Source organism: Pseudomonas sp. RA_5y_Pfl1_P24 (genome assembly GCF_963970945.1).
GTDB lineage: Bacteria > Pseudomonadota > Gammaproteobacteria > Pseudomonadales > Pseudomonadaceae > Aquipseudomonas > Aquipseudomonas tritici.
This window is the reverse complement of record NZ_CAXAOJ010000007.1, coordinates 239,750-262,321: the sequence shown is the minus strand read 5'-3', so window position 1 is coordinate 262,321 and position 22,572 is coordinate 239,750. Positions and strand designations below refer to the sequence as shown.

Sequence of the window (22,572 nt, the reverse complement as noted above, 5' to 3'; positions counted from 1 at the left end):
TTGCTTCAGCCAACACTCACAATGTGGAGCGATCACGCCGTTAGAGCGTGGCGTAAAACCGGATTAGCACCAGGAGATTGAGATGACTGAAGCAAACTTGACTGACGTAGCAACCCTGCGCCAACGCGCCCGCCAGAACGTCGAAAACGGTGCCGTGACCGAAGGCTACGACGCCGACCGCGAAGAAATCATCCGCTTGCTCAACGGCTCGCTCGCCACTGAACTGGTCTGCGTACTGCGCTACAAGCGCCATTACTTCATGGCCAGCGGCGTAAAAGCCCATGTAGCCGCAGAAGAATTCCTCGAGCACGCCACCCAGGAAGCCGAGCACGCCGACAAACTCGCCGAGCGCATCGTGCAGTTGGGCGGCGAACCGGAGTTCAACCCGGATCTGCTGTCGAAAAACTCCCACGCTCAATACGTGGCAGGTAACAGCTTGAAGGAAATGGTCTACGAAGACCTGGTGGCCGAACGGATCGCGGTGGACAGCTACCGTGAAATCATCCAGTACATCGGTGACAAAGATCCGACCACGCGCCGTCTCTTCGAGGAAATCCTGGCCCAGGAAGAAGAGCACGCCGACGACATGGCGGATATTCTCGAAAGCCTGTAATACCAAAAAACCGGAATACCAAAAAGGGCGCGCTGGATAACCAGCGCGCCCTTTTTGTCTGTGTGGGCGGCGGTGAGTCAGCGTTGGTTTTTTTCAAAATGACTCACCGGCGTCCAATGTGTCTAGCAACCACTGGCCACGCTGCCAAAGTGCCTGCTGTTTGGATTCAGCCATACGGTCGAGATTTTTATAAATCATGCTCATGCGTTGATTGCCGCGTAAGCGGTCACCGTGACGCATCAGAAAGTGCCAATACAGCGCGTTGAAAGGGCAAGCATCGTCGGTGGTGCTTTCGCTCACCTTGTAAGCGCAGCCACGGCAATAGTCGGACATCCGCTTGATGTACTGGCCACTTGCGCAATAGGGTTTGGAGCCCAGGTAACCGCCATCGGCGTGCATCACCATGCCTAAGGTATTGGGCAATTCCACCCAGTCGAAGGCGTCCATGTAGATGGCCAAGTACCATTCGCAAATCTGACTCGGTGCGATGCCGGCGAGCAGAGCAAAATTGCCGGTGACCATCAGCCGCTGGATATGGTGAGCGTAGGCATGCTCAAGGCTTTGGCTGATTGCTTGGCGCATGCAGTTCATCTGTGTCTCGCCTGTCCAGTAGAACGCTGGAAGCGAGCGTGTGTTGCCGAACACATTGCCATCGGCATAGTCAGGCATCTTCAGCCAGTAGACGCCTCGGACATATTCTCGCCAGCCGATCAGTTGTCGAATAAAGCCTTCGGCAGCGTTAAGTGCAATGCTGCCCGACTCGTAGGCTGACGCCACATCGCCGCACAACTGACGCAGATCGAGCAGGCCAATATTCAGCGCAGCGCTGATACGGGCATGAAACAGGAAAGGCTCGTCGCTGGCCATGGCGTCTTGATAGTCGCCGAAGGCTGCCAAGCCCCAGTCGAGAAAGTATTCCCACAGGGCCTGGGCGTCGGCGTGGGTGACCGGGTAGTCGAATGCGTCGAGTGAGCCGTAGTGACTGGCGAAATGTTTGGCCACCAACGCCATCACTTCCTGGGTGATCGGGTCGGGCGCAAATCGGGCGGGTGAGGGAGGCCTAACCCCCTTCGGTAGCGCCTTGCGGTTTTCTGCATCAAAGTTCCAGGCACCTCCGACCGGGCTGCCATCACCATTGAGCAACAATCCACTCTTGCGCCGCATCTCTCTGTAGAAGAATTCCATGCGCAGCTGCTTTTTGCCGTGTGCCCAATTGGAGAACTCGGTGCGTGTGCAGAGGAAACGGCTGTCGCAATGCCACGTTATGCCTAAGCCACAGTCCCTGAGCGATTGCTCCAAGCGCCAGTCGCCGCATTCGGTGATGTGTATTTCGTCTGCTTGCATCAGCGCCTGCCACCGGTGTAACTCGCTCGGCACTGACCCCGTGTTGTCTGGATCATCGAGCGCAACGTACTGCACTCGAACGCCCCGCTGCTGCAGCGTCTCGGCGAAATGGCGCATGGCGCTGAAGATCAGGGTGATTTTTTGCGGATGATGAGGGACATGGCTGGCTTCCTCCATCACCTCGACAAGCAGCACGGTATCGCTTTGGGCATCCAAGCCCTGCAATGAGGCGAGATCGAACGATAGCTGATCACCGAGGATCAGGCACAAACGGTTAGCGTTCTTCATCAATAACTCTGACCGGCGACGTCCGGCTGCCAGGAGTGGTTTGGGGGGCTGGCACTGCACAGCGCCCACCGCGACAGCGAACGCTGCCATCCGGATGAGGCAGCCAGGCCAAATGCGGACGCCAGCGGCAAAAAAGACGATAGCCCACGTTAAGAAATGGCCGGGTTAACCGCCACGATAACGGTGCTGCCCAGATACCGAGCCCCGCTGCTCGCCAGCTCCAGAGCGTAGCGTCCAGCCCAGTGACCCAGGTTCCATCGTCAAACCTGGCGCGCAGTGATGCCTCCATTTGTGCACGCGTGAACCCCAGCGCGTTGGCGTCGAAGGCAGCATCGCTGATATCCACAAACAGAAGGCGATCGGGTATAGCGCGCGCACTCAGAAGCTTGATTTCTCGAGCGCAAAGTGGGCACTCACCCTCAAAATAAAGCGTCAGTGGCCACCGCGAATTCTTGTACAATTACATGCACTCTGTATAAGTTTTATGCCACGATATGCTCAAAATCCATCGCTGACAACGGGCACCCACGCCGCTGTGAATTTAGTTTTTTGATCGAGCCTGCTCGGCGACCTCACCTGATAGCACATAGCTATCAACGCAGTGAGTATTGCTAACTGGATGGACCCTATTACGCCGACTTATCGTCAATGAACTCAACGTGAGCGGCTAATAGCACCGTTCGCGTCATCCGCACCAACTCAGCCCAGTGCAGGGCGAATTTCCGAGCTAGCCATGAAAAACACGCTTTCGTTGGCCACACGTATAGGGCTGAGCTTCGCAGCCATACTGGCGCTTCTCGTAGTGATCACTGCCATCAGCATTCAGCGCGTGGCGTTTATTGATTCCACCTTGGGCGACGTCAGCGAAAACGCTGCGAAGGTACAGCGCTACGCAATCAATTTCCGTGGCAGCGTGCATAACCGTGCCATTGCGATCCGGGATGCGGTGCTGGTGGCGAACAAAGCGGACCTGGAAAAACACTTGGATGAGATTCGAGCCCTGGAAAAGGCCTACTCCGACTCGGCGGCCCCTATGGACCAGCTGTTCAAGGGCACCAGCGTGACCGCCGAAGAGGTTCGATTACTGAGCGCGATCAAGGCCATTGAACAACAAACCCTGACATCTACCCAGGCGATAATCTCCCTGCGCCAAGCGGGCGATATTCCGGGAGCCCAAGCGCTGCTGATGCGTCAAACGTCTTTGGAATACAGCGAGTGGCTCAAGCGCGTGAATGCGCTGATCGACTATGAAGAGGCGTCAATCAAGGCGAAGCTTGGTGCGGTGCAAGCCACTGCCAGCCAGTTCAGTACGCTGATGATCATCGCGACCGGCATTGCCCTGTTGTTGAGCATTATGTTGTCGGCGGTGATTATTCGCTTCGTCAACTCCACGCTGGGCGCAGAGCCTACGGAAGTTGCATTAGCCATCGCGCGGTTGGCTGCGGGTGATCTGAATCAGACGATTGCCACGAAGTACCCCAATAGCGTGATGGGCGTATTAAAAGACGCACTTAGCCACCTGGCAGAGACTATCCAGCAAGTGCGCAGGGCGGCCCAAGAGGTCAATCACTCGTCGACTCAATTGTCTGCCACCTCATCGGCCAACAATGACCAGATTAGCCTGCAAACCCGTGAAGCCGAGCAGGTGGCCACCGCCATCACGCAAATGGCGGCAACGGTGAATGAAGTCTCAGGGTATGCCGCGCAGGCAGCTGAGGCGTCCCGGTTGGCTGATATAGAAGTGGAAAGCGGCAATCGATTGGTGGCTAGCACCACACTGGCCATCGAACAACTGGCCGTCACGCTGGAGCAGACCACAGGCACCGTGAACCAGGTGTCCAAACACAGCGAAAAGATCGAGTCAGTGATCGATGTTATCAACGCCATCGCTGCGCAAACCAACTTGCTGGCCCTGAACGCCGCCATTGAGGCTGCGCGGGCTGGAGAACATGGGCGCGGGTTTGCGGTAGTCGCCGATGAGGTGCGCTCGCTGGCCAACCGGACTCAGCGGTCGACCGAGGAAATTCGGAAGATGATCAGCACGCTGCAAGTGGGCACTGAAACCGCCTCGCAAACCATGCGTGACAGCTGCGAGCTGGCAAGCCAAAGCGTGGCGCAAACCCGCAGGGCGCAGAGTGCGTTAGCCAAGATTAGCGAGCAGGTGGGTGCGATCAGCGACATGAACGCCCAAATCGCCAGTGCCTCCTCGCAGCAGAACAGCGTGGCCGAAGACGTGGCGCAAAACATCAACCGTATTCACGGTTCCACCGTGCAGTCCGCCACCGGCTCACGCCAAGTGGCAACGGCGAGCATGGAACTCGCGCAGTTGGCGGATCGCCTTACTGCGAAAGTTGCGTTTTTCAACGCTGCTTAGGCGTCACAAAGGACTCAACAAGCGGCTGACTTTGCCGATAGCCTTATTAAGACCCAACAGGCGGTTTCCCCCATGTTCAATACCAAAATCAAGAACCAGCTTCAATCTCAGACAGCCGAGCTGGCGCAGCTGCGACAACTGCGTGATGGACTCAGCCATGAAATGCTGACGTTGAGTATCGATTCGACATTTAAAATTACCGCCTGCAACGACAACTTCGCACAGGCCTTGGGCTATACCCAGAATCAGCTTCTGGGCCGTGCCATGGCCGATATCGTCCCCCAGTACGTCTCCAAGCTGCCGTGCTTTCACAACTTTCGAGCCGCCATCGCCGCAGGTAAATCGATCTCTGACGAATACCGTTACCTGCATGCTGACGGTTCGTTAGTGTGGATTCATGCTCATTGGCAGCCCATAACCGATGCGACTGGCCTGTTAAGTCATATCGCTTGCTATGCGACCAACATTACGTCCCGCGTAGAAAAAGCCTCGGAAAACGCCTCGTTCATTGAGGCGCTGCTGCGTTCGACGGCGGTGATCGAGTTCGATCTATCCGGGCATGTGCTCACCGCGAATGATCAGTTCTTAAAAGCCATGGGCTACAACTTGAGCCAAGCGAAAGGCAGTCACCACCGTATTTTCTGCAAGCCAGAAGAAACCTCGTCGCAGAACTACAAGGATTTTTGGTCAACGTTGAACAAGGGTGAATTTGTTGCTGGCCGCTTCGAACGAATTGACAGTCGCGGTCAGACCGTATGGCTAGAGGCGACTTATAACCCGGTGTACGACACCGAAGGCACACTCTGCAAGGTCGTTAAGTTTGCGACGGTTGTCACCGACCAAGTGGCCCGTGAACAAGCCGTCAGTGAAGCCGCCCAAACTGCATTTGAAATCTCCCAGCAGACTGACGTGACGGCTCAGCGCGGCGCCGTCGTGGTGAACGACACGATGCACACCATGCGCAAAGTCGCTGTTGATATGCAGGCGGCCTCTGGCGGCGTTGAAGCGCTCGGCAAGCAGTCATTGTTGATCAGCTCGATCATTCAGACGATCAGTAGTATTGCCCAGCAAACCAACTTGCTGGCATTGAACGCTGCGATTGAAGCTGCGCGCGCAGGTGAGCAGGGGCGCGGTTTTGCGGTCGTGGCGGATGAAGTTCGGCAATTGGCTGGGCGCACCAGCACGGCTACCGAAGAAATTGCATCGGTTGTCTTGCAGAACCAGAAGCTGGTGGATGAAACCGTCGCCGAGATGGCAAACAGCAAATCCCAGGCAGAGCAAGGCCTTGAACTCGCCACCCAGGCGGGCCACGTCATTGTTGAGATTCAGGATGGCGCCAAACGAGTGGTCGATGCGGTGGGCAGGTTTGCGACCCAGGTTGCCTAGGGTCGCAACACCGCTGGCGCAGAATGTTCGCTAGCGCTGTTGCGACACATCGTTTGATTAATGGGCAAGCGGGTGATTTTCAGCAATCACCCTTTGACTGTTTTCGGTGCTTTGCCTTCGCGCATCTGTTGCAGCAAAGGTGCGCACTGGTTAGGCGCGTCGGCGCTGGGTGCGATCAGTGCCAGCAAACCGGCCGCAGGCCCCGCGATCACACCCAGCGCCACCATGCCCGCGCCACGCAGCGCCAGAGGAATGGCTTTCACACCGGCATTCGGCTTGATAAACGGCCCGTTGACGTACAGCGGTGAACGCAGCGAGAACAGTCGAAAACCTTTCGATTCGGGGTTGATGGTCAAGTCCAGTTGCTCCGTGGCCATGTTCGCCGTGCCATCGATATAGATAATGGCGTTCTCGGTATCAAACACAAACAACCGCGTCGTCGCCAGGCCAGTCTTGATGCCGAAGTCCGCCGCGGCGCAATTGATCTTCACTTCCTTGTCGCCAAACAATCGGCCCACCACGTAGTTGCCCACGTTGAGCCCGGCGATTTCCATCAGGCCACGGCTGATGGCGCCGTCGTTGATCAGCATCTTCAGGTCACCGTTGGAGGTGCCCAGCAATGCCGCCACGGAGTTACCGCGACCGGAAATGTCGGCGTCGCCGTTGAGTTCACCAAAGCTGGTTTTCATCGGTTCGAATGTCGGGAACAGCTGCTTGAGCTTGAAGTTACGCGCAGTCAGTTTGGCACGACCTTCCATCGGTGCGGTGCGCCCGTTCAGGCGAATCTGTGCATCCAGCTTGCCGCCGGCCACGCCGAAACGCAGGGGCTCCAGGCTCAGTTCGCCGTCATTGAGCACCAAATGGGTGTAGAGGTCGGTGAAGGGTAGATCGGCACTGTGCACGATGCGCTTGCCGGTGAACGCCACATCGGCATCCATGACACGCCAGCGCTCCGTGCGGAACTCTTCCACCGGCAGCACTTTGGTCGCGGGTTGTTTGCTGCCGCCGCCACGGGCTTTTTGCTTGGCATTCGAGTCGGCGCCGATCAGGGGGGCGAGGTCGGTCATCAGCAGTTGGTTGGACACCAACGCGCCGCTGAGTTTGGGGCGCGGCTGGCTGGCAACGTAGCCAAGGCTGCCGTGAATATCGCTGTTACCGATCTTGCCGTTGAAGTTTTCGTAGCGGAACGACGCGCCGTTGGCTTCGTGCAGCTTGGCGATCAGATGGCCATCGGTGGAATAGGCCGGCGAATCCGGCAAGGTCACGCCGGTCAGTGGGTAGAGGTTGCCCAGGCTGGAACCTGCGAGTTTCAGGCGCAGGTCCAGGGCCCCCAGATTCAGCGGATCCGTGAGGGTGCCGGCCAGGGCGATGCTGGTGTCGGCAATCTTGACTTGAGCCTGCAAAGGAAACGGCTTGGCCGCGTCTTGCAACGCCAGCAGGCCGCCGATCTTTCCGGTGCCGTCGAGTTTCTGGCCGTGGTACTGGCCTTTGACCTTGAGGCCGAACGCATAGTCCTGCGGCGCCGAGCCTTTTTCCAAAGCCTTCTTGGCATCGGCGTCGCCGACGATTTCACCAAAGGGCACGGGTTTGCCCAGCGGGTCGATGATGACATCAAGCTGGGTCTTGAGGGTCTGGTCGTCGAGGGTCACGTGGCCCTTGTCGAAGCCGATGGCGCCAATGTCCACCACCCAGTTGGAGGGTTCGGCGTTCGGGTCCTTAGGGTCGAACTTGAAGGTCCAGTTGGCGCGGCCGTCGGCCAGGCGCTGCAATTGCGCACTCGGCTCAGTGAGGTCAATGCGCGGGATCACCACGCGCTGCACCAGCAACGCCAGCGGCGAAATGCGCAGTTCGACCTTTTTAAGCGTGACCATCTGCGGGGTTTTCGACCAGTCGGGGTTGCCCAGGGTCAGGTCTTCGGCAATCACATGGGGCCACGGCACCCAGGCGCGCCAACCGCCTTCATCGGGCTCACGTGCCCACACCACCGAGAGGTTGCCGTTGATGGCAAACGGTCGATGCAGCTCTTCGGAAACCTTGGCATTGAGGGGCGGCTTGATGCGGTTCCAGTCAAAGAACACCAGAACCAATACCACCCCGGCAATTAACAGAACGACGCTGGCGCAGCTCCAAGCGACGATTTTACGAGTGCGCGTCATTGCACGGGACTCCTGAATACGACTGGCTGGGTCACAGCCTTTATGGACAGCTTATACGACTACGACTGGCAAACCGTCTGGGGGTTTAACCCAATCGGTCACTTGCCGGGAAAAACATCAATTTCTGACCACTTCGACAGAATCCACCTACGACAGCGCACCATTGTTACCCACGGGCGTGTCGAAAATACCCACACCGGTGCAAAACCGCGGGCTTGAGAGGCCCGGCCTAGAGCCTCCGCTCAGAACAATCAATTCTGTTGATTATTACCATTGCGTTTATGAACTTTTATATCGACTTATCGAGAGTAGCATTAGCCCTGTACCCACTTTATCGCCCTCCCAAGGAGCAACCCATCATGAAACGCCAAGTACTCGCTACCGTCCTGTTATCCATCCTGGCTTCCAGCGCCTTTGCCTTGCCAGCCGCTGAACAGGCCACCCCACAAGTCAAAGCCGATGCCGTTCATTTCAGCCAGACCGTCGCTCGCAGCGGCTCGCAAGAAGAAGAGAACCGTGACTACGCCAAAGGCGCTGTTGCTGAAAATGGTTCGGAGCAAGCCAACAAACGCGCTTACACCGAAGGCCTGACCGAAAACGGCCGCGACCGCCTGGAAGAGAAAGGCCTGGTTGAAGGTGGTGCTGATCGCCTGCTGGAACGTAACGCTGTCGCCGAAGGTGGCCGTGATCGCCTGGAACAGAAAGGCCTGGTTGAAGGCGGTGCTGACCGTTTGCAAGAACTGCATCAAGCACAGAGCTAACCCCGTGGTGGCCCAGAAAAAAGCCCGATCTGTCGATCGGGCTTTTGCTTTCCTGTAGATCGCGTCACGAACTTCCCGCGCCAAGTTCGACGCCGACAAAGCTGTTTTGCTAGAGTGCGTCGCTGTACTTGCCAACAAAGTCTGCCCGCCCATGCTGCCCCGCGCCGAACAGAAGCAACAGACCCGCCTCGCCTTGATGGACGCAGCCCGCCATCTGATGGAATGTGGCCGTGGGTTTGGCAGCCTGAGCCTGCGCGAAGTGGCGAAGACAGCTGGCATCGTGCCTACCGGTTTTTATCGCCACTTTGCCGATATGGACCAGCTTGGGCTTGTATTGGTGAGTGAAGTCGGCCAGACCTTTCGCGCTACGATCCGCCTGGTGCGCCACAACGAATTCGTGATGGGCGGCATTATCGATGCCTCCGTGCGGATCTTTCTCGATGTGGTTTCGGCCAACCGTTCGCAATTCCTGTTCCTGGCCCGCGAGCAATACGGCGGCTGCCTGGCCGTGCGCCAAGCCATCGCGGCGTTGCGCGAAGACATCACTCGCGACCTGGCGGCTGACCTCACCTTCATGCCCAAACTGCAGCATCTGGACGCCGATGGCTTGCACGTGATGGCCGACCTGATCGTCAAAAGTGTGTTCGCCACCCTTCCCGACATCATCGACCCGCCAGCCCAAGCCCTGCCCGCCCACCTCACGCCGCAGGCAAAAATCACACAACAATTGCGCTTTATCTTTATCGGCTTGAAGCACTGGCAAGGCCTGGGCAGCACCGAATAACGCAATCAGCCTGCCGAATGGAAACGCTTGGCCATGGTGTAGTGCTTGTTCCAATAGCGGTTGCTCAGTGAATCGATACGGATGTTTTTGCCGCTGCGCGGTGAATGGATAAATTTACCCTCGCCTATATAAAGGCCCACATGGCTGACCTGGCCGCTTCCGTTTCCTCTGAAAAACACCGCGTCGCCGGGCTGGAGCGCGTTGCGCTTGACCGTCGCAGCCGTCGAACGTTGCATTGCCGTCGTGGTGCGCGGTATTCGGATGTTGGCTTGAGTCTTGAACAGATACACCAGCAGGCTGCTGCAATCGAAGCCCTGCTCTGCCGAGGTGCCACCCCATTTGTAAGGCGTACCCAGCAGTTCGTGGGCGCGGTCGACCACATCGTCGATAGTCGCTTTTTTGTGTGAAGCGCTGAAAGGGGGATGGCCTTTCAGATTGGCCGAAGCCGATGAAAGGGCGAAAGACAGACTGACAATAACCAGGCAACAAAATGACTTGAACATGATGAACGTCGCAGTGGAGTAAACACGGCGCACAGACTAATGATCTCGCAGGTAACCGGATGAATGCCGAATCCTCATGCCCTGTAGGGAAAATCTGAAAACGCCCATCGCGCGTGCAATCAGTAAAATCGCGCACCACTTTGGCGCACGCAGAGAATCCTTCCTCGCTCCATTTAGTGGCGCTACCGCCCTTGCCTACAGGCAATTCCTACTCTCTATCGACATTGGCAAGGCCCTTGCTCTAGCTGTGCTATCGCTCATAGCTGGAAGCTTCCTGATGCTGGTGATCCACCGCCGAATCGCCCCTCAAGCCCTCTGGGCCGCCGAGTTGCTGCTGAATTTCGAAGCACGCAGCAAAAGTCGCCTGCGCTGTTTCAGTGCCGACGGTGAAGACGTCGGCCTTTTCCTGGAGCGCGGCCAGCCGCCGCTGCACGATGGCGAATTCCTACAGGCTGAGGACGGACGCGTCGTACGCGTATGCGCCCGACCTGAACATCTGCTGCACGTCACCTGCAGCAGCGCATTTGAACTGACTCGCGCGGCGTATCACCTGGGTAACCGCCATGTGGCGCTGCAGGTAGGGGACGGCTGGTTGCGCCTGCTAGACGACTACGTGCTCAAGGCCATGCTCGAACAGCTGGGTGCGCAGACCGAAACCATTGAAGCGCCCTTTCAGCCGGAGCACGGCGCTTACGGCGGCGGCCACCATCACTCGCGCCATGGCGATGAAGATTTCAACTACCCACCCAAGCTGCATCAGTTCGGCGTGCGTCTATGAACCCAGCCTGGGCGCTGTTGCGTCTGGCCAGTCCGCAATTGCCGATTGGCGGCTACAGCTATTCCCAGGGCCTGGAAATGGCGGTGGAGAACGGTCGTGTCAATGATGCGGCCACTGCACGACGCTGGATCAGCGATCAGTTGCTGCTCAACCTTGCGCGTTTCGAAGCACCGTTGCTGCTCGCACATTGCCAAGCGGCCTTTGATGAGGATTGGCCGCGCCTGGCGCAATGGTGTGATGAGCATCGCGCCAGCCGCGAGACCCGCGAGCTGTATCAGGAGAGCCGGCAGATGGGCTACTCGCTGCAGCAATTACTCAGCGGCTTGCCGGAACTGGACGACGCCGCCCGCGCATTTCTTGAGCGGTGCGCCGAGCCGCATCTGGCCCTGGGCTGGGCCCTCGCCGCTCGCGCCTGGAGCATCAGCCCCGCTGATGCCCTGGCGGCGTGGTTGTGGAGCTGGCTGGAAAACCAATTGGCCGTGCTGATGAAAACCCTGCCCCTCGGCCAGCAAGCCGCCCAGCGCCTGACCAGCGAACTGCTGCCGCTGCTGCAACAAGCCCAGCAGGACGCCAGCCGCATCGACCCTACCCATTTCGGCAGCGCCGCTTTCGGTCTGTCCCTGGCGTGCATGGCCCACGAGCGCCAGTACAGCCGCCTGTTCCGTTCCTAGGAGAACACAGACATGAACTCACAACCTTTGCGTGTTGGCATCGGCGGCCCGGTGGGCTCCGGCAAGACGGCCCTGACCCTGGCGCTGTGCCTTGCGCTGCGTGATCGCTACAACCTGGCAGTGGTCACCAACGACATCTATACCCGCGAAGACGCCGATTTCCTGGTGCGTAACCAAGCCCTGGCGCCGGAGCGCATCATCGGCGTGGAAACCGGCGGCTGCCCGCACACGGCGATCCGTGAAGACGCCTCGATCAACCTCGAAGCCGTGGATCAGCTCAACCGCCGTTTCCCCGGCCTGGACCTGATCCTGGTGGAGTCCGGCGGCGACAACCTTTCGGCCACCTTCAGCCCGGAGCTGTCGGACCTGACCATCTATGTGATCGATGTGTCTGCCGGCGACAAGCTGCCACGCAAGGGCGGGCCTGGTATTTGCAAATCCGACCTGCTGGTGATCAACAAGATCGACCTGGCACCGCTGGTGGGCGCCTCGCTGGAGCTGATGAACAGCGACACCCAGCGCATGCGCAACGGTAAACCCTTTGTGTTCAGCAACCAGAAAACCGGTGTCGGCCTGGATGACATCGTCGCCTTTATCGAACGCCAAGGCCTGCTGACCGCCGCCTGACCAACCCTCAAGGAGCCTGTTTATGAGCCTCAAGAAACTCTTCACCGCCGCCGCCCTGCTGCTGGCCCCTGCCCTCGCCTTCGCTCACCCGGGCCACGGCGACAACGGCCTGGTGGCCGGCATCAGCCATCCCTTGGGTGGCATTGACCACTTGTTGGCCATGGTGGCCGTCGGTTTGTGGGCCGCCCAACAAAAAGGCGCCGCCCGCTGGGCATTGCCGTGCACCTTCGTGGGCACCATGCTGATTGGCGGCGTGCTGGGTTTTGAAGGCTTGGCACTGCCAGCGCTGGAAAGCGGGATTGCTGCATCGGTGCTGGCCCTGGGCCTGGCGGTGGCGCTGGCGGTGCGGCTGCCGTTGTCTGTGGCGGTGGGGGCGACAGCATTGTTCGCGCTGTTCCACGGCGTAGCGCACGGATTGGAGCTGCCGGACATGTCCAACCCTTGGGCGTATGCGGCTGGGTTTGTGGGCGCAACGGCAGTGTTGCACGCGACGGGTTATGCAGTAGTGCGTTTCCTGCCGGCGGCTGCGGCGCCGTTGGTACGGGTTGCGGGGGCGGCATCGGCGGCGACTGGGGTTTGGTTGCTTGCCAGTTAAAAGCCGCAAGCTACAAGCCTGCAAGTAGACGCCGATTTGCGCCAACTTGCAGCTTGTAGCTCACAACTTACAACTGCCCCTCTGCTACCATGCGCGCCTACACCCCTGCCGTGACGACGCCCGCCAATGCCCAGCGCTTCCCAACCCTCCTTGAACACCGTGCTCACGCACTTCCACAGCCTGATCGTGCCGCTCTGGCAAGGCCCGGGCTGGAACGCCGAGCTGGCGCTGCCCTATGAGGCGCTGGATGCCGATCACCGGCCGCTGCCCCCACAACGCTACCGCGCCATGGCCTGCGCGCGGCAGCTGTACCTGTTTGCCAGCCTGATCGACGAGCCTGGCGCAGCCTTCGCCGAGGAGCGCGCAGCTGTTCTGTTCCGTTCGCTGCAACAGCACTTCCACGACGCCGAGCACGGTGGCTGGTTCTACAGCATCGATCCCACCGGCCAGCCGCTCGACAAGCGCAAAGACCTGTACACCCACGCCTTCATCATCTTCGCCTGCGCCCATTACTGGGCCAAGGTGCGTGCGCCGCTGGTGGAATCGGTGCTCAATGCGGCACTGGAAGTGGTCGCCGAGCGGTTTTCCACAGGCGACGGCCTGTATGAAGCCGTGCTGGAGCGCAACTGGTCATCGCTTAAATCCGGCCCGCTGCAAAACCCGTTGATGCACTTGGCCGAAGGTTTCCTCGCCACCCTCGCGGTGCGTGAAGATGCCCACGTGCAGGCAGCCCTGCTGGCACTGGCGACAGCCATGCAACAGCGTTTCATCGACCGCCAGCACGGCGTGATGATGGAAAAACCGCTGGGCGCTGTGGATAACTGGTTCGAACCGGGACACCAGTTCGAGTGGTTTTTCTTGCTGGAATCTTCAGATGTACTGCGCGGTACGCCGCTGCATGCGTCGCTGACCCGGGCTTTTGCCTACGCCGAGCAACAGGGTGTGGATAACGTCAGCGGCGCAGTCAGCGGCATGCTGGCGCTGGACGGCACGATGCGTGACGGCACCCAACGTATCTGGGCCCAGGCCGAATACCTGCGGGCACTGACCTTGCGGCCGGACAGCGAAGCGGTGCTACAGCGCCAATTGCTGGCGCTGCAACAGCATTTTCTGCATGAGAAGGGTTGGAATGAATGCCTGGATGCCGAGGGCGTCGTGAGTCGACGGGATATGCCGTCGACTACGCCTTATCATTTGGCAACGTGCTATCAGGGTCTGACCCGGTATCTGGCCTGACTTTCAGGGCCTCTTCGCGAGCAAGCCCGCTCCGACATTTGACCGCGTCCTACCTTTGGAATGCAGGCGAATGTGAGAGCGGGCTTGCTCGCGAAGCAGGCGGCGCGGTCTAGAGCTTTACTTGGCCCCGCGCTCAATCGCAAACCCAGCCCAAGTCTGGCTCACCGGCATCAACTCCAACCGGTTGATATTCACATGCGCCGGCGTATTCATGACCCAAAAAATCGTGTCAGCAATATCCTGCGGCTGAATCGGCTCGGCACCGGCATAAGTCGCGTCATACCGCGCCTGGTCACCACCAAAGCGCACCAACGAAAACTCGCTCTCGCACAGGCCGGGCTCGATGTTGGTCACGCGCACGCCGGTACCTTGCAGGTCGCAACGCAGGTTCAACGAGAACTGCTTAACAAACGCCTTGGAGCCGCCATACACATGGCTGCCTGGGTACGGGTAGCTGCCGGCGATGGAGCCCAGGTTGATGATCCCGGCGCCACGGCCATGCGCGATCAGGCGCGGCAGCAGCAGGCTGGTGGTGGTCAATAAGCCCTTGATGTTGGTGTCGACCATGGTTTCCCAATCGTCGAGGCTGCACTTGGGCGCCGGGTCAGTGCCCACGGCCAGGCCGGCGTTGTTGATCAGCCCGCGCAGCTTGGCGAACGACGGCGGCAGGTTGGCGATGGCGTCTTCCATGCCCTTGCGATCACGCACGTCCACAACCAGGCCATGCACTTCGGTCTGCTTTGAAAGCTCTTCGACCAGCGCATTCAGGCGGTCGGCACGCCGGCCAGTCAGCACCAGTTTCCAGCCGGCGTCAGCAAAACGACGAGCACAGGCTTCGCCGAAACCTGAGGTTGCGCCAGTAATAAACAGCGTGTCGGACATGGTGTTCTCCTTGCGGGCATCGGGAAAAAATCAGCCAGCAGAATGCCCTGACGCCGCAGTGGCGGCAACCGCTAAGCGCATAACTTCATGCGCGACTGATCATTTTTTAACCATCGCGCGCAAAGCCTCATGAACCGTGGCTTGCAGCCATATACGCGCAGGTTATCCACAACTGGGCCCACAGTCTTTGGGGGCAAGTGCAAAAAGCCCCAGGCCTCTATACACAAGGGTTACAAGGGTGTTTAGAAAGTTTTTTGCTTGACCTTAGACGGGGCGTATGTAGACCCACCGACAGGCCGGAAAGTAGAACGATGGCTCCAGGCCAGTCATTCCGGCCTCTGCGGCCGTCTTTCCAGAGTTTAGTCACAGACTTATCCACAGGCTGGCGGGACATATTTCGGTCATATACCTGTGTCTATAAACAGGTTGACAAAGCCCTCGGGCGGTTGCGAAAAAGCCGCTGATCAAAAAACAAGCGACTCGCTGCAAGTCACGGTTTTAAAGGCTTTCAGCCAGCTACTACCACGTTACCCACAGCCGGTTCCACAGTGGATGGGGACAAGTCAAAAGTGTGACAAAACAGGGATTTGTGGCGGCTATATGTCGCGCTTTAGAGGGCGGCTGGATTTGTTTTCCACAATTTCCAGAACGGTCTGTGGATAGCACTAAAAAGACTGCGGGAGCCGCTTTTATGTGGGCTCCCACAGTGGGTGCTGCGTCGTTATTTAGATTAGTGCCCGCCGAGGTAGGCGTTGCGCACTTCCTCGTTTTCCAACAATTCCTTACCAGTACCCGTCAGGCGAATCTCACCGTTAACCATCACATACGCCCGATCCGACAGACGCAGCGCATGGTTGGCGTTCTGCTCCACCAGGAAAATAGTCATCCCGGTCGCCGCCAACTCGCGCAGGGTCGAGAAGATCTGCTTCACCACAATCGGCGCCAGCCCCAGGCTGGGCTCGTCCAGCAGCAACAACTTTGGGCGGCTCATCAACGCGCGGGCGATGGCGAGCATTTGCTGTTCGCCACCCGACATGGTCATAGCCCGCTGGTTGCGCCGCTCCTTGAGACGTGGGAACAGCTCGAACATGCGCTGCATGTCTTCCTGAGCGAACTTGTCGCCAATCGGGATGGTGCCCATCAGCAGGTTTTCCTCGACGGTCATGTCGGGGAACACCCGCCGCCCTTCCGGCGACTGCGCAATGCCGTTGGAGGCGATGTAGTGCGATGACTTGTGGGTAATGTCGACGCCGTTGTAGAGGATCTGCCCCGACTCGGCCCGTGGCTGGCCAAAGATCGACATCAGCAGCGTGGACTTGCCCGCGCCGTTGGAGCCGATCAGGCTGACGGTTTCGCCTTCGTTGATATGCAGCGAGACTTTTTTGAGGGCCTGGATCGGACCGTAGTACACGTCCAGGTCCTTCATTTCGAGGATAGGTCCGCTCATACCAGCTCCTCTTCGTCGGCGCCCAGGTAGGCGGCAATCACTTTCGGGTCGTTTCGGATCGCTTCCGGCCCGCCTTCGGCGATCACGTTGCCGTGGTCCAGCACCACGATGTGGTCGGAAATACTCATCACCATGCCCATGTCGTGTTCGATCAGCACTACCGTGAGGTCGTGTTCGTCGCGCAGCAGGCGAATCATCGCACTGAGGGCTTCGGTTTCCTGGGGGTTGAGGCCAGCTGCCGGTTCGTCGAGGCAGATGATCTGCGGCCGCGTGCACATGGCACGTGCGATCTCCAGGCGGCGCTGCTGGCCGTAGGAGAGTTCGCCGGCCAGGCGATTGGCACAGTCCACCAGGTCCACCACCTCCAGCCAGTAGAAGGCGTGGTCAAGGGCATCGCTTTCGGCTTTGCGGTAGCCCTTGGTGTTGAGAATGCCGGCGAGCATGCTGCGGTTGACCCACATGTGCTGGGCGACCAGCAGATTTTCCACCACCGACATTTCCTTGAAAAGGCGAATGTTCTGGAAGGTTCGCGCCAGGCCAGCACGGTTCACCAGGTGGGTGCCGCCGAACATCTTGTAGTAGACCCGACTGAGGAAGCTCTTCGGCGAGACAAAGTCGACGGCTTTGAAGCGCTCGCCGAGCAGTTGGATCACGTTTGTCTGCTTGCCACGCACATTGAGTTCAATCTTGCCGCCGCTGGCTTTGTAGAAGCCGGTGAGGCAGTTGAACACCGTGGTCTTGCCTGCGCCGTTGGGGCCGATCAGGGCGAAGATCGAGTTGCGTTCGACCTTGAGGCTCACATCGCTCAAAGCCTTGATGCCACCGAAGTGCATCATCAGGTGCTCCACCTGGAGGACGACTTCCTTGCTCATGGCGCTACCCCCTTACGTGGCGTCACACCGGAACGGCTGATCCGCATCAGGCCGCGTGGTCGCCAGATCATCATCACCACCATCAACACGCCAAACAGCAGCACGCGGTATTCGGAGAAGCTGCGCAGCAGTTCAGGCGCGACGGTCAATACGAAGGCCGCAATCACCACGCCGACCGTCGAACCCATGCCACCCAAGACCACGATGGCCAAAATCAGCGCCGACTCAAAGAAGGTAAATGACGACGGGTTGACGAAGCCCTGGTAGCTGGCAAAGAACACCCCGGCCAGGCCCGCGGTAGACGCGCCGATGGTGAACGCCGAGAGCTTGACCAGTACGTGGTTCAGGCCCATGGAACGGCAGGCGATTTCATCTTCGCGCAGCGCTTCCCAGGCACGGCCGACCGGCATGCGGGTCAGACGATGCTTGATGTACAGCACCAGCATCACCACGAGGAACAACACGATGTAGATAAAAATGAACTTGAAATTAGGGCTGTAATCGATGCCGAAAAACTCATGAAAGGGCACCCCGCCATCCTTGGCCTTGCGCACGAACTCCAACCCCATGAAGGTCGGTGACGGCACGGGCATGCCATTCGGACCGCCGGTAAACGACAGCCAGTTGTTAAGCACCAAGCGGATGATCTCACCGAAGCCCAGGGTCACGATAGCCAGGTAGTCACCGTGCATTCGTAATACCGGAAACCCGAGGATGCACCCCGCCAGCGCCGCCGCGATGGCCGCCAGTGGCAGCACCGTCCAGAAACCCAGGCCCAGGTATTGATAACCCAGCGCCAGGCCGTAGGCACCGATGGCGTAGAACGCCACGTAGCCCAAGTCGAGCAAGCCAGCCAGGCCTACCACGATGTTCAAGCCCAACCCGAGCAACACGTAGATCAGCCCGAGGATCACCACGGTCAGCAGGTACTTGTTGGCGAAGATCGGGAACACGATAGCGATCACGATCAGTGCCGGAATGATCCAGCGCAGCCGCGATTTATAGTCCGGTTTCTGCACGTGCACGCCGGAGCCGCTGCTCTCTAATCCCTGCAGGATTCTTATACCCTTGGGCGTTTGCAGGAACAGGCTCATGGCGAACCGGCCGAGCATTACAATCGCGACCATCACGCCGACGCGGGCCGGTTCCAGGTTGAAGCTGTAGCCATCGAGGACAACACCGACGATGGGCCCGAAGATGATCAGCGAAATCAGCCCGGCAAGGACTGCATCGACCACACTTTTCTTGATATCGATTGGTTTGGCAGCAGACATGTTTACACCTTAGCCACGAGTGGGCGACCAAGCAGGCCCTGAGGACGGAAAATCAGAATCACCACCAGCAGCGAGAAACTGAACACGTCTTTGTAGTCAGAGTTGATCAACCCCGAGAACAGCGACTCGGAGATACCCAGGATAATCCCGCCCAACATCGCCCCTGGCAGGGAGCCGATGCCGCCGAGTACCGCTGCGGTAAACGCCTTGATGCCGATGATGAAGCCGGCATAGAAATCGAAGGTGCCGTAGTTGAGGGTGATCAGCACGCCGGCCAGGGCCGCCATGGCGGCACCGATGACGAACACATAGGAGATCACCCGGTCGGTGTTGATGCCGAGGATCGAGGCCATCTTGCGGTCTTGCTGGGTCGCGCGGCACATGCGGCCGAGCTTGGTGTACTTGATGATGTAGGTCAGCAACGCCATCCCGGCAAACGCCGCCACGAGAATGAACACCTTGGTGTACGTGAGCTGCACGAACCCGGTGCCGATGTCGACACGCCAGGCGCCTGCCAGCAAGGTTGGAATACCTTGTTGCTTGGCGCCCTGGGCGATCTGCGCGTAGTTCTGCAGGATCAGGGAGATCCCGATGGCGCTGATCAGCGGTGCCAGGCGGGTGGAGTTACGCAGCGGTTTGTAGGCGACACGCTCGATGACCCAACCGTAAACGCCGGTGACGACGACGGTGAAGACCAAGGTGCCAAGAATGAGCAGCGGAAAGGATTCGATGCCGAAGTAAGCCAGCAGTGCCAGACTGATCGCCGCGAGGTAAGCGGAAATCATATAAACCTCGCCGTGGGCGAAGTTGATCATGCCAATGATGCCGTAGACCATTGTGTAGCCGATGGCGATCAGGCCATAGACCGACCCGAGGGTCAGGCCATTGACCAGTTGCTGCAGGAAAATACCATCCATAACGCAATCTCACGCGGTGAGCACCTGCACACCGGTGGGTGTGCGGCGCTTCTGGAGGAAAAGACAGATATCGATCACGACACCACTCCCCTGTGGAAGCGGCGGTTCGACGCTTCGACTTGCTCGCGAATGCGGTGTATCAGTCAACACATTTGCTACCTGACAGACCGCTTTCGCGAGCGAGCCCGCTCCCACATCGGTTAGGTGCTGACTAGCCTTACTTCTGCTTTTCCAACTGGTGGTATTTACCTTCCTTGTCCCACTGGTAAACCACATAGTCGGAGACTTTCAGGTCGCCCTTGGCGTCCCAGGTCTTCTCGCCCATCACGGTTTTCACAGGGTTGGCCTTGAGCCACTTGGCGGCGTCTTCGCCTTTGTCGGACTTGGCGCCGTTGAAGCCGGCGGCCAGGGCCTGGAGCGAAGCGTAGGCGTACAGGGTGTAGCCTTCAGGCTCGTAGCCGGCTTTGCGGAACTCTTCCACCACGGCCTTGCTTTCGGGCAACAGGCGCGGGTCGGCGCCAAAGGTCATGTAGACGCCGTCCACGTATTGCTTGCCGCCTGCGGTGGTGACCAATTCGTCGGTCACTACGCCGTCATCGGACATGAACTTCACATCTTTCAGGCCGGCTTCACGCAGTTGGCGAACCAGCGGACCGGCTTCCGGGTGCAGGCCGCCGAAGTACACGACATCTGCGCCGGTAGAGCGGATTTTGGTGACCAGCGCACTGAAGTCTTTCTCGCCACGGGTCAGGCCTTCTTCCAGCACCGGCTTGACGCCGCGCTTGGTCAACTGGGCAGCAGTGGCGTCAGCCAGGCCTTTGCCGTAGGTGTCCTTGTCATTGATCACGGCAATTTTCTTGCCCTTGAGCACGTCGACGATGTAATCGCCGGCGACGATGCCTTGCTGGTCGTCACGCCCGCACATACGGAACATTGCGCTCATGCCGCGCTCGGTCACTTGTGGGTTGGTGGAACCTGGGGTGATGGCGATCACGCCCGCGTCGTTATACACCTCGGACGCCGGGATGGTGTTCGACGAGCAGAAGTGCCCGACCACGCCGATCACTTTGTCCTGGTCGACCAGCCGGTTGGCGACGGCTACGGCCTGCTTGGGTTCGCAGGCATCGTCGCCGGCAACCAGCTTGATCTGTTCACCGTTAATGCCGCCGGCCTTGTTGATCGCATCGGCTGCCGCTTGGGCACCCTTCATGTACTGCTCACCGAATGAGGCGTTGGCGCCAGTCATCGGCCCCGCAACGCCAATCTTCACATCAGCTTGAACAAACGCAGAAACACCCAGCGCCGCTGCAACGGCGAGGGCCAGGAAACCTTTCTTGTAAAACGTCTGGGACATGAGTAGTGCTCCGATATTTTTGATTTTTGGCACGACAACTTGCGTTCAAACTTTTCACTGAAAGCTCAGAGCAAGGCGCGTGCCACTACGTTTTTATTCTTCAAAAAGACACGGTGTCATTGTTATTGCAGGTGTTTCAGCGCCATTCGCAAGGACGTGCAACCGTCTAGCATCAGAAGGTGCAACCAGCGGATCGAAAAAGTACAACCTCGGCAGGTCGCACCTGCAACCAACCCCATAAACGACAGTTCCTGCAGCTGTAACAAACGACGTAACGGAACTGCACATTTACAGTGCGTGACTGCTACGACTTGCACCAATACAGATTAGTAGCCGACTAAGAAAATGCAGGCTTTTGAGCGGTACTTCGCTGATCAGATCACGATCCTCAGACATTGGCCTGCGTGATACAGCGAAAAACCGGCCTCATAAAGACAGCTGCGCAGACCGACCCCGGCCAGCGGTTGCATGGGCGCGAAGGGAATCGGCAATGCCTGTGGATTCTGGTGACACAAGTAGTCGGCGAACGCCTTGCCGACCACGCTGGCGGTGGTCACGCCGCGTCCGTTATAGCCCGTTACTGCCACCAGGCCAGGGGCGGGTTCGAATAGGCGCATCAAGTGGTCCGGGGTGAAGGCAATGCAGCCGGTCCAGGTATAGTCCCACTGCACCGATTTGAGGTACGGGAAGTAATGCTGCTGCACCCGATCGGCCCACGCCTCGAGGAACCAAGCCGGTTTCTGGTTTCCGTTGCCCAGGCTACCGAGTAACAGACGGCCATCGGCATCGCGGCGAATGCTGCTCAGCACTTGGCGCGTATCCCACGAGCCTTGGCCGCCGGGAAGGATTTGCTGGGCGGCGTCCCCCGTCAGCGGGGCCGACGCGACCTGGTAGTAGTAACCGGGGAAGAAATTGCGCCGCAGTTCGGTCCATTCGCCTTCGGTATAGGCATTTGAGGCGATGACCACCTGTCCAGCCTGCACTGAGCCTTGGGCCGTCTGCACCGACCAGCGCGCACCTTGGCGCTCGAGTTGGGTGACCGGGGAATGGTCGAACAACTGTCCGCCTAGGCCGACAGCCGCATTCGCCAAACCACTGGTGTAAGCCATTGGATTCAAGGTGCCGGCGCGCCGATCCAGCAAGGCTGCCGCGATTTTCTGAGTGCCAGTGGCTTGCTCGCATGCCTGGCCGGTGAGCAATTCCACAGGCGCGCCCCGGCGCTTCCATTGTTCTTCACGACTGCGCAAATCCGCTTCGCCACGGGCGTTGTGCGCCATGTGCAACGTGCCCTCGCGGCGCAATTGGCAATCGATGTTGTATGTGTCGATCAGGCTGAACACCAGCGACGGCGCCGCGCCCAGCATGCGGTTAAGCTGGCTGCCCACCGCCTCGCCGAAACCGGCTTCGATCTCGTCCGGCGGGATCCACAGGCCGGCGTTGACCAGCCCGACGTTACGCCCCGAGCCGCCATGGCCGGTGCGATGGGCTTCCAGCACGGCAACGCTTTTACCCTGCTCCAGCAAGTGAACGGCCGCCGACAGCCCGGTGATCCCGGCGCCGATCACGCACACATCCACGTTGACCTCGCCCTTGAGCGCGACGCGATCCGGCCTGCCAGGGGTGAGGTGTTCCCACAAACATGTTTCGCGCAGTGCCATTGCCAGACTCCGATGAGACCTAACAAACAACCATTTCAGGTTTGTAAACCCA

21 protein-coding genes and 1 pseudogene are annotated in these 22,572 nt (G+C 59.0%); 11 read left to right on the top strand and 11 right to left on the bottom strand.

Annotated elements, in window-relative coordinates; all coding sequences use genetic code 11:
• Positions 1-82 precede the first annotated feature (82 nt).
• Entirely contained in the window at positions 83-613 is a 531-nt protein-coding gene (locus tag AACY30_RS14150) for a ferritin-like domain-containing protein (RefSeq protein ID WP_065874325.1), read from the top strand.
• A 93-nt stretch (positions 614-706) separates the two neighbouring features.
• Here the strand turns inward: AACY30_RS14150 and AACY30_RS14145 are convergent, their stop codons facing one another.
• Both AACY30_RS14145 and AACY30_RS14140 read right to left on the bottom strand, forming a co-directional pair.
• Positions 707-2,245: a cryptochrome/photolyase family protein gene (locus tag AACY30_RS14145; protein ID WP_339471508.1), complete on the bottom strand. Its 1,539-nt coding sequence runs from the start codon at positions 2,243-2,245 to the stop codon at positions 707-709.
• A complete protein-coding gene (locus tag AACY30_RS14140) occupies positions 2,232-2,705 on the bottom strand; it encodes a thiol-disulfide oxidoreductase DCC family protein (protein WP_339540508.1) in 474 nt (157 codons plus the stop codon). The genes AACY30_RS14145 and AACY30_RS14140 overlap by 14 nt, the downstream gene beginning before the upstream one ends.
• Positions 2,706-2,978: 273 nt before the next feature.
• Between AACY30_RS14140 and AACY30_RS14135 the strand changes: the two genes are divergently transcribed.
• The 3 genes and pseudogenes from AACY30_RS14135 (at position 2,979) to AACY30_RS27475 (ending at position 6,005) form a co-directional block, all read left to right on the top strand.
• Complete coding sequence (locus tag AACY30_RS14135; RefSeq protein ID WP_339540507.1) at positions 2,979-4,619, top strand: methyl-accepting chemotaxis protein; 1,641 nt, start codon at positions 2,979-2,981, stop codon at positions 4,617-4,619.
• A gap of 72 nt (positions 4,620-4,691) precedes the next feature.
• A pseudogene (locus AACY30_RS27480) lies at positions 4,692-5,468 on the top strand (PAS domain-containing protein); the annotation flags it as partial.
• Positions 5,469-5,567: 99 nt separating this feature from the next.
• Entirely contained in the window at positions 5,568-6,005 is a 438-nt protein-coding gene (locus AACY30_RS27475; protein ID WP_370467830.1) for a methyl-accepting chemotaxis protein, read from the top strand.
• 86 nt (positions 6,006-6,091) lie between these two features.
• Here the strand turns inward: AACY30_RS27475 and AACY30_RS14125 are convergent, their stop codons facing one another.
• Positions 6,092-8,161 (bottom strand): AsmA family protein, encoded by a 2,070-nt coding sequence (locus tag AACY30_RS14125; protein ID WP_339471503.1) that lies wholly within the window; start codon positions 8,159-8,161, stop codon positions 6,092-6,094.
• Between the two features lie 359 nt (positions 8,162-8,520).
• Between AACY30_RS14125 and AACY30_RS14120 the strand changes: the two genes are divergently transcribed.
• Complete coding sequence (locus tag AACY30_RS14120; protein ID WP_339471502.1) at positions 8,521-8,922, top strand: hypothetical protein; 402 nt, start codon at positions 8,521-8,523, stop codon at positions 8,920-8,922.
• A 151-nt stretch (positions 8,923-9,073) separates the two neighbouring features.
• Positions 9,074-9,706 (top strand): TetR family transcriptional regulator, encoded by a 633-nt coding sequence (locus tag AACY30_RS14115; RefSeq protein ID WP_339471501.1) that lies wholly within the window; start codon positions 9,074-9,076, stop codon positions 9,704-9,706.
• 5 nt (positions 9,707-9,711) lie between these two features.
• On the opposite strand, the gene AACY30_RS14110 is transcribed toward AACY30_RS14115, so the two are convergent.
• Complete coding sequence (locus AACY30_RS14110) at positions 9,712-10,209, bottom strand: C40 family peptidase (protein WP_339415693.1); 498 nt, start codon at positions 10,207-10,209, stop codon at positions 9,712-9,714.
• Positions 10,210-10,486: 277 nt separating this feature from the next.
• Here AACY30_RS14110 and ureE point away from each other — a divergent pair, with 277 nt between their 5' ends.
• The 5 genes from ureE (at position 10,487) to AACY30_RS14085 (ending at position 14,116) form a co-directional block, all read left to right on the top strand.
• The gene (gene ureE / locus AACY30_RS14105) at positions 10,487-10,987 is read left to right on the top strand and encodes an urease accessory protein UreE (RefSeq protein WP_049710268.1); all 501 of its coding nucleotides are present in this window, start codon (positions 10,487-10,489) and stop codon (positions 10,985-10,987) included.
• The gene (locus AACY30_RS14100) at positions 10,984-11,658 is read left to right on the top strand and encodes an urease accessory protein UreF (protein ID WP_339415692.1); all 675 of its coding nucleotides are present in this window, start codon (positions 10,984-10,986) and stop codon (positions 11,656-11,658) included. The genes ureE and AACY30_RS14100 overlap by 4 nt, the downstream gene beginning before the upstream one ends.
• Before the next feature lie 12 nt (positions 11,659-11,670).
• Positions 11,671-12,285, top strand: coding sequence for an urease accessory protein UreG (gene ureG / locus AACY30_RS14095; protein WP_065874333.1), 615 nt, complete (start codon positions 11,671-11,673; stop codon positions 12,283-12,285).
• Positions 12,286-12,307: 22 nt separating this feature from the next.
• Positions 12,308-12,880, top strand: a complete 573-nt coding sequence (locus tag AACY30_RS14090; protein WP_339540505.1) for a HupE/UreJ family protein — start codon at positions 12,308-12,310, stop codon at positions 12,878-12,880.
• A 126-nt stretch (positions 12,881-13,006) separates the two neighbouring features.
• Positions 13,007-14,116, top strand: a complete 1,110-nt coding sequence (locus tag AACY30_RS14085; protein WP_339415689.1) for an AGE family epimerase/isomerase — start codon at positions 13,007-13,009, stop codon at positions 14,114-14,116.
• Positions 14,117-14,233: 117 nt separating this feature from the next.
• On the opposite strand, the gene AACY30_RS14080 is transcribed toward AACY30_RS14085, so the two are convergent.
• The 7 genes from AACY30_RS14080 to amaA all read right to left on the bottom strand — a co-directional run bounded on the left by AACY30_RS14080 (position 14,234) and on the right by amaA (position 22,520).
• The gene (locus tag AACY30_RS14080; protein WP_339415687.1) at positions 14,234-14,998 is read right to left on the bottom strand and encodes an SDR family oxidoreductase; all 765 of its coding nucleotides are present in this window, start codon (positions 14,996-14,998) and stop codon (positions 14,234-14,236) included.
• Between the two features lie 730 nt (positions 14,999-15,728).
• Positions 15,729-16,445: an ABC transporter ATP-binding protein gene (locus tag AACY30_RS14075; RefSeq protein ID WP_339415685.1), complete on the bottom strand. Its 717-nt coding sequence runs from the start codon at positions 16,443-16,445 to the stop codon at positions 15,729-15,731.
• Positions 16,442-17,317 carry an ABC transporter ATP-binding protein gene (locus tag AACY30_RS14070; RefSeq protein WP_339415684.1) on the bottom strand — a complete coding sequence of 292 codons (876 nt, stop codon included), beginning with the start codon at positions 17,315-17,317 and terminating at the stop codon, positions 16,442-16,444. Before AACY30_RS14070 ends, AACY30_RS14075 begins: the two co-directional genes overlap by 4 nt.
• The gene (livM, locus tag AACY30_RS14065; RefSeq protein ID WP_339471494.1) at positions 17,314-18,591 is read right to left on the bottom strand and encodes a high-affinity branched-chain amino acid ABC transporter permease LivM; all 1,278 of its coding nucleotides are present in this window, start codon (positions 18,589-18,591) and stop codon (positions 17,314-17,316) included. The genes AACY30_RS14070 and livM overlap by 4 nt, the downstream gene beginning before the upstream one ends.
• A gap of 2 nt (positions 18,592-18,593) precedes the next feature.
• Positions 18,594-19,508 carry an ABC transporter permease subunit gene (locus AACY30_RS14060; protein WP_048727385.1) on the bottom strand — a complete coding sequence of 305 codons (915 nt, stop codon included), beginning with the start codon at positions 19,506-19,508 and terminating at the stop codon, positions 18,594-18,596.
• Between the two features lie 217 nt (positions 19,509-19,725).
• A complete protein-coding gene (locus AACY30_RS14055; protein ID WP_065874340.1) occupies positions 19,726-20,862 on the bottom strand; it encodes a branched-chain amino acid ABC transporter substrate-binding protein in 1,137 nt (378 codons plus the stop codon).
• A 374-nt stretch (positions 20,863-21,236) separates the two neighbouring features.
• Positions 21,237-22,520 carry an L-pipecolate oxidase gene (gene amaA, locus AACY30_RS14050; protein ID WP_339540504.1) on the bottom strand — a complete coding sequence of 428 codons (1,284 nt, stop codon included), beginning with the start codon at positions 22,518-22,520 and terminating at the stop codon, positions 21,237-21,239.
• Positions 22,521-22,572 lie beyond the last annotated feature (52 nt).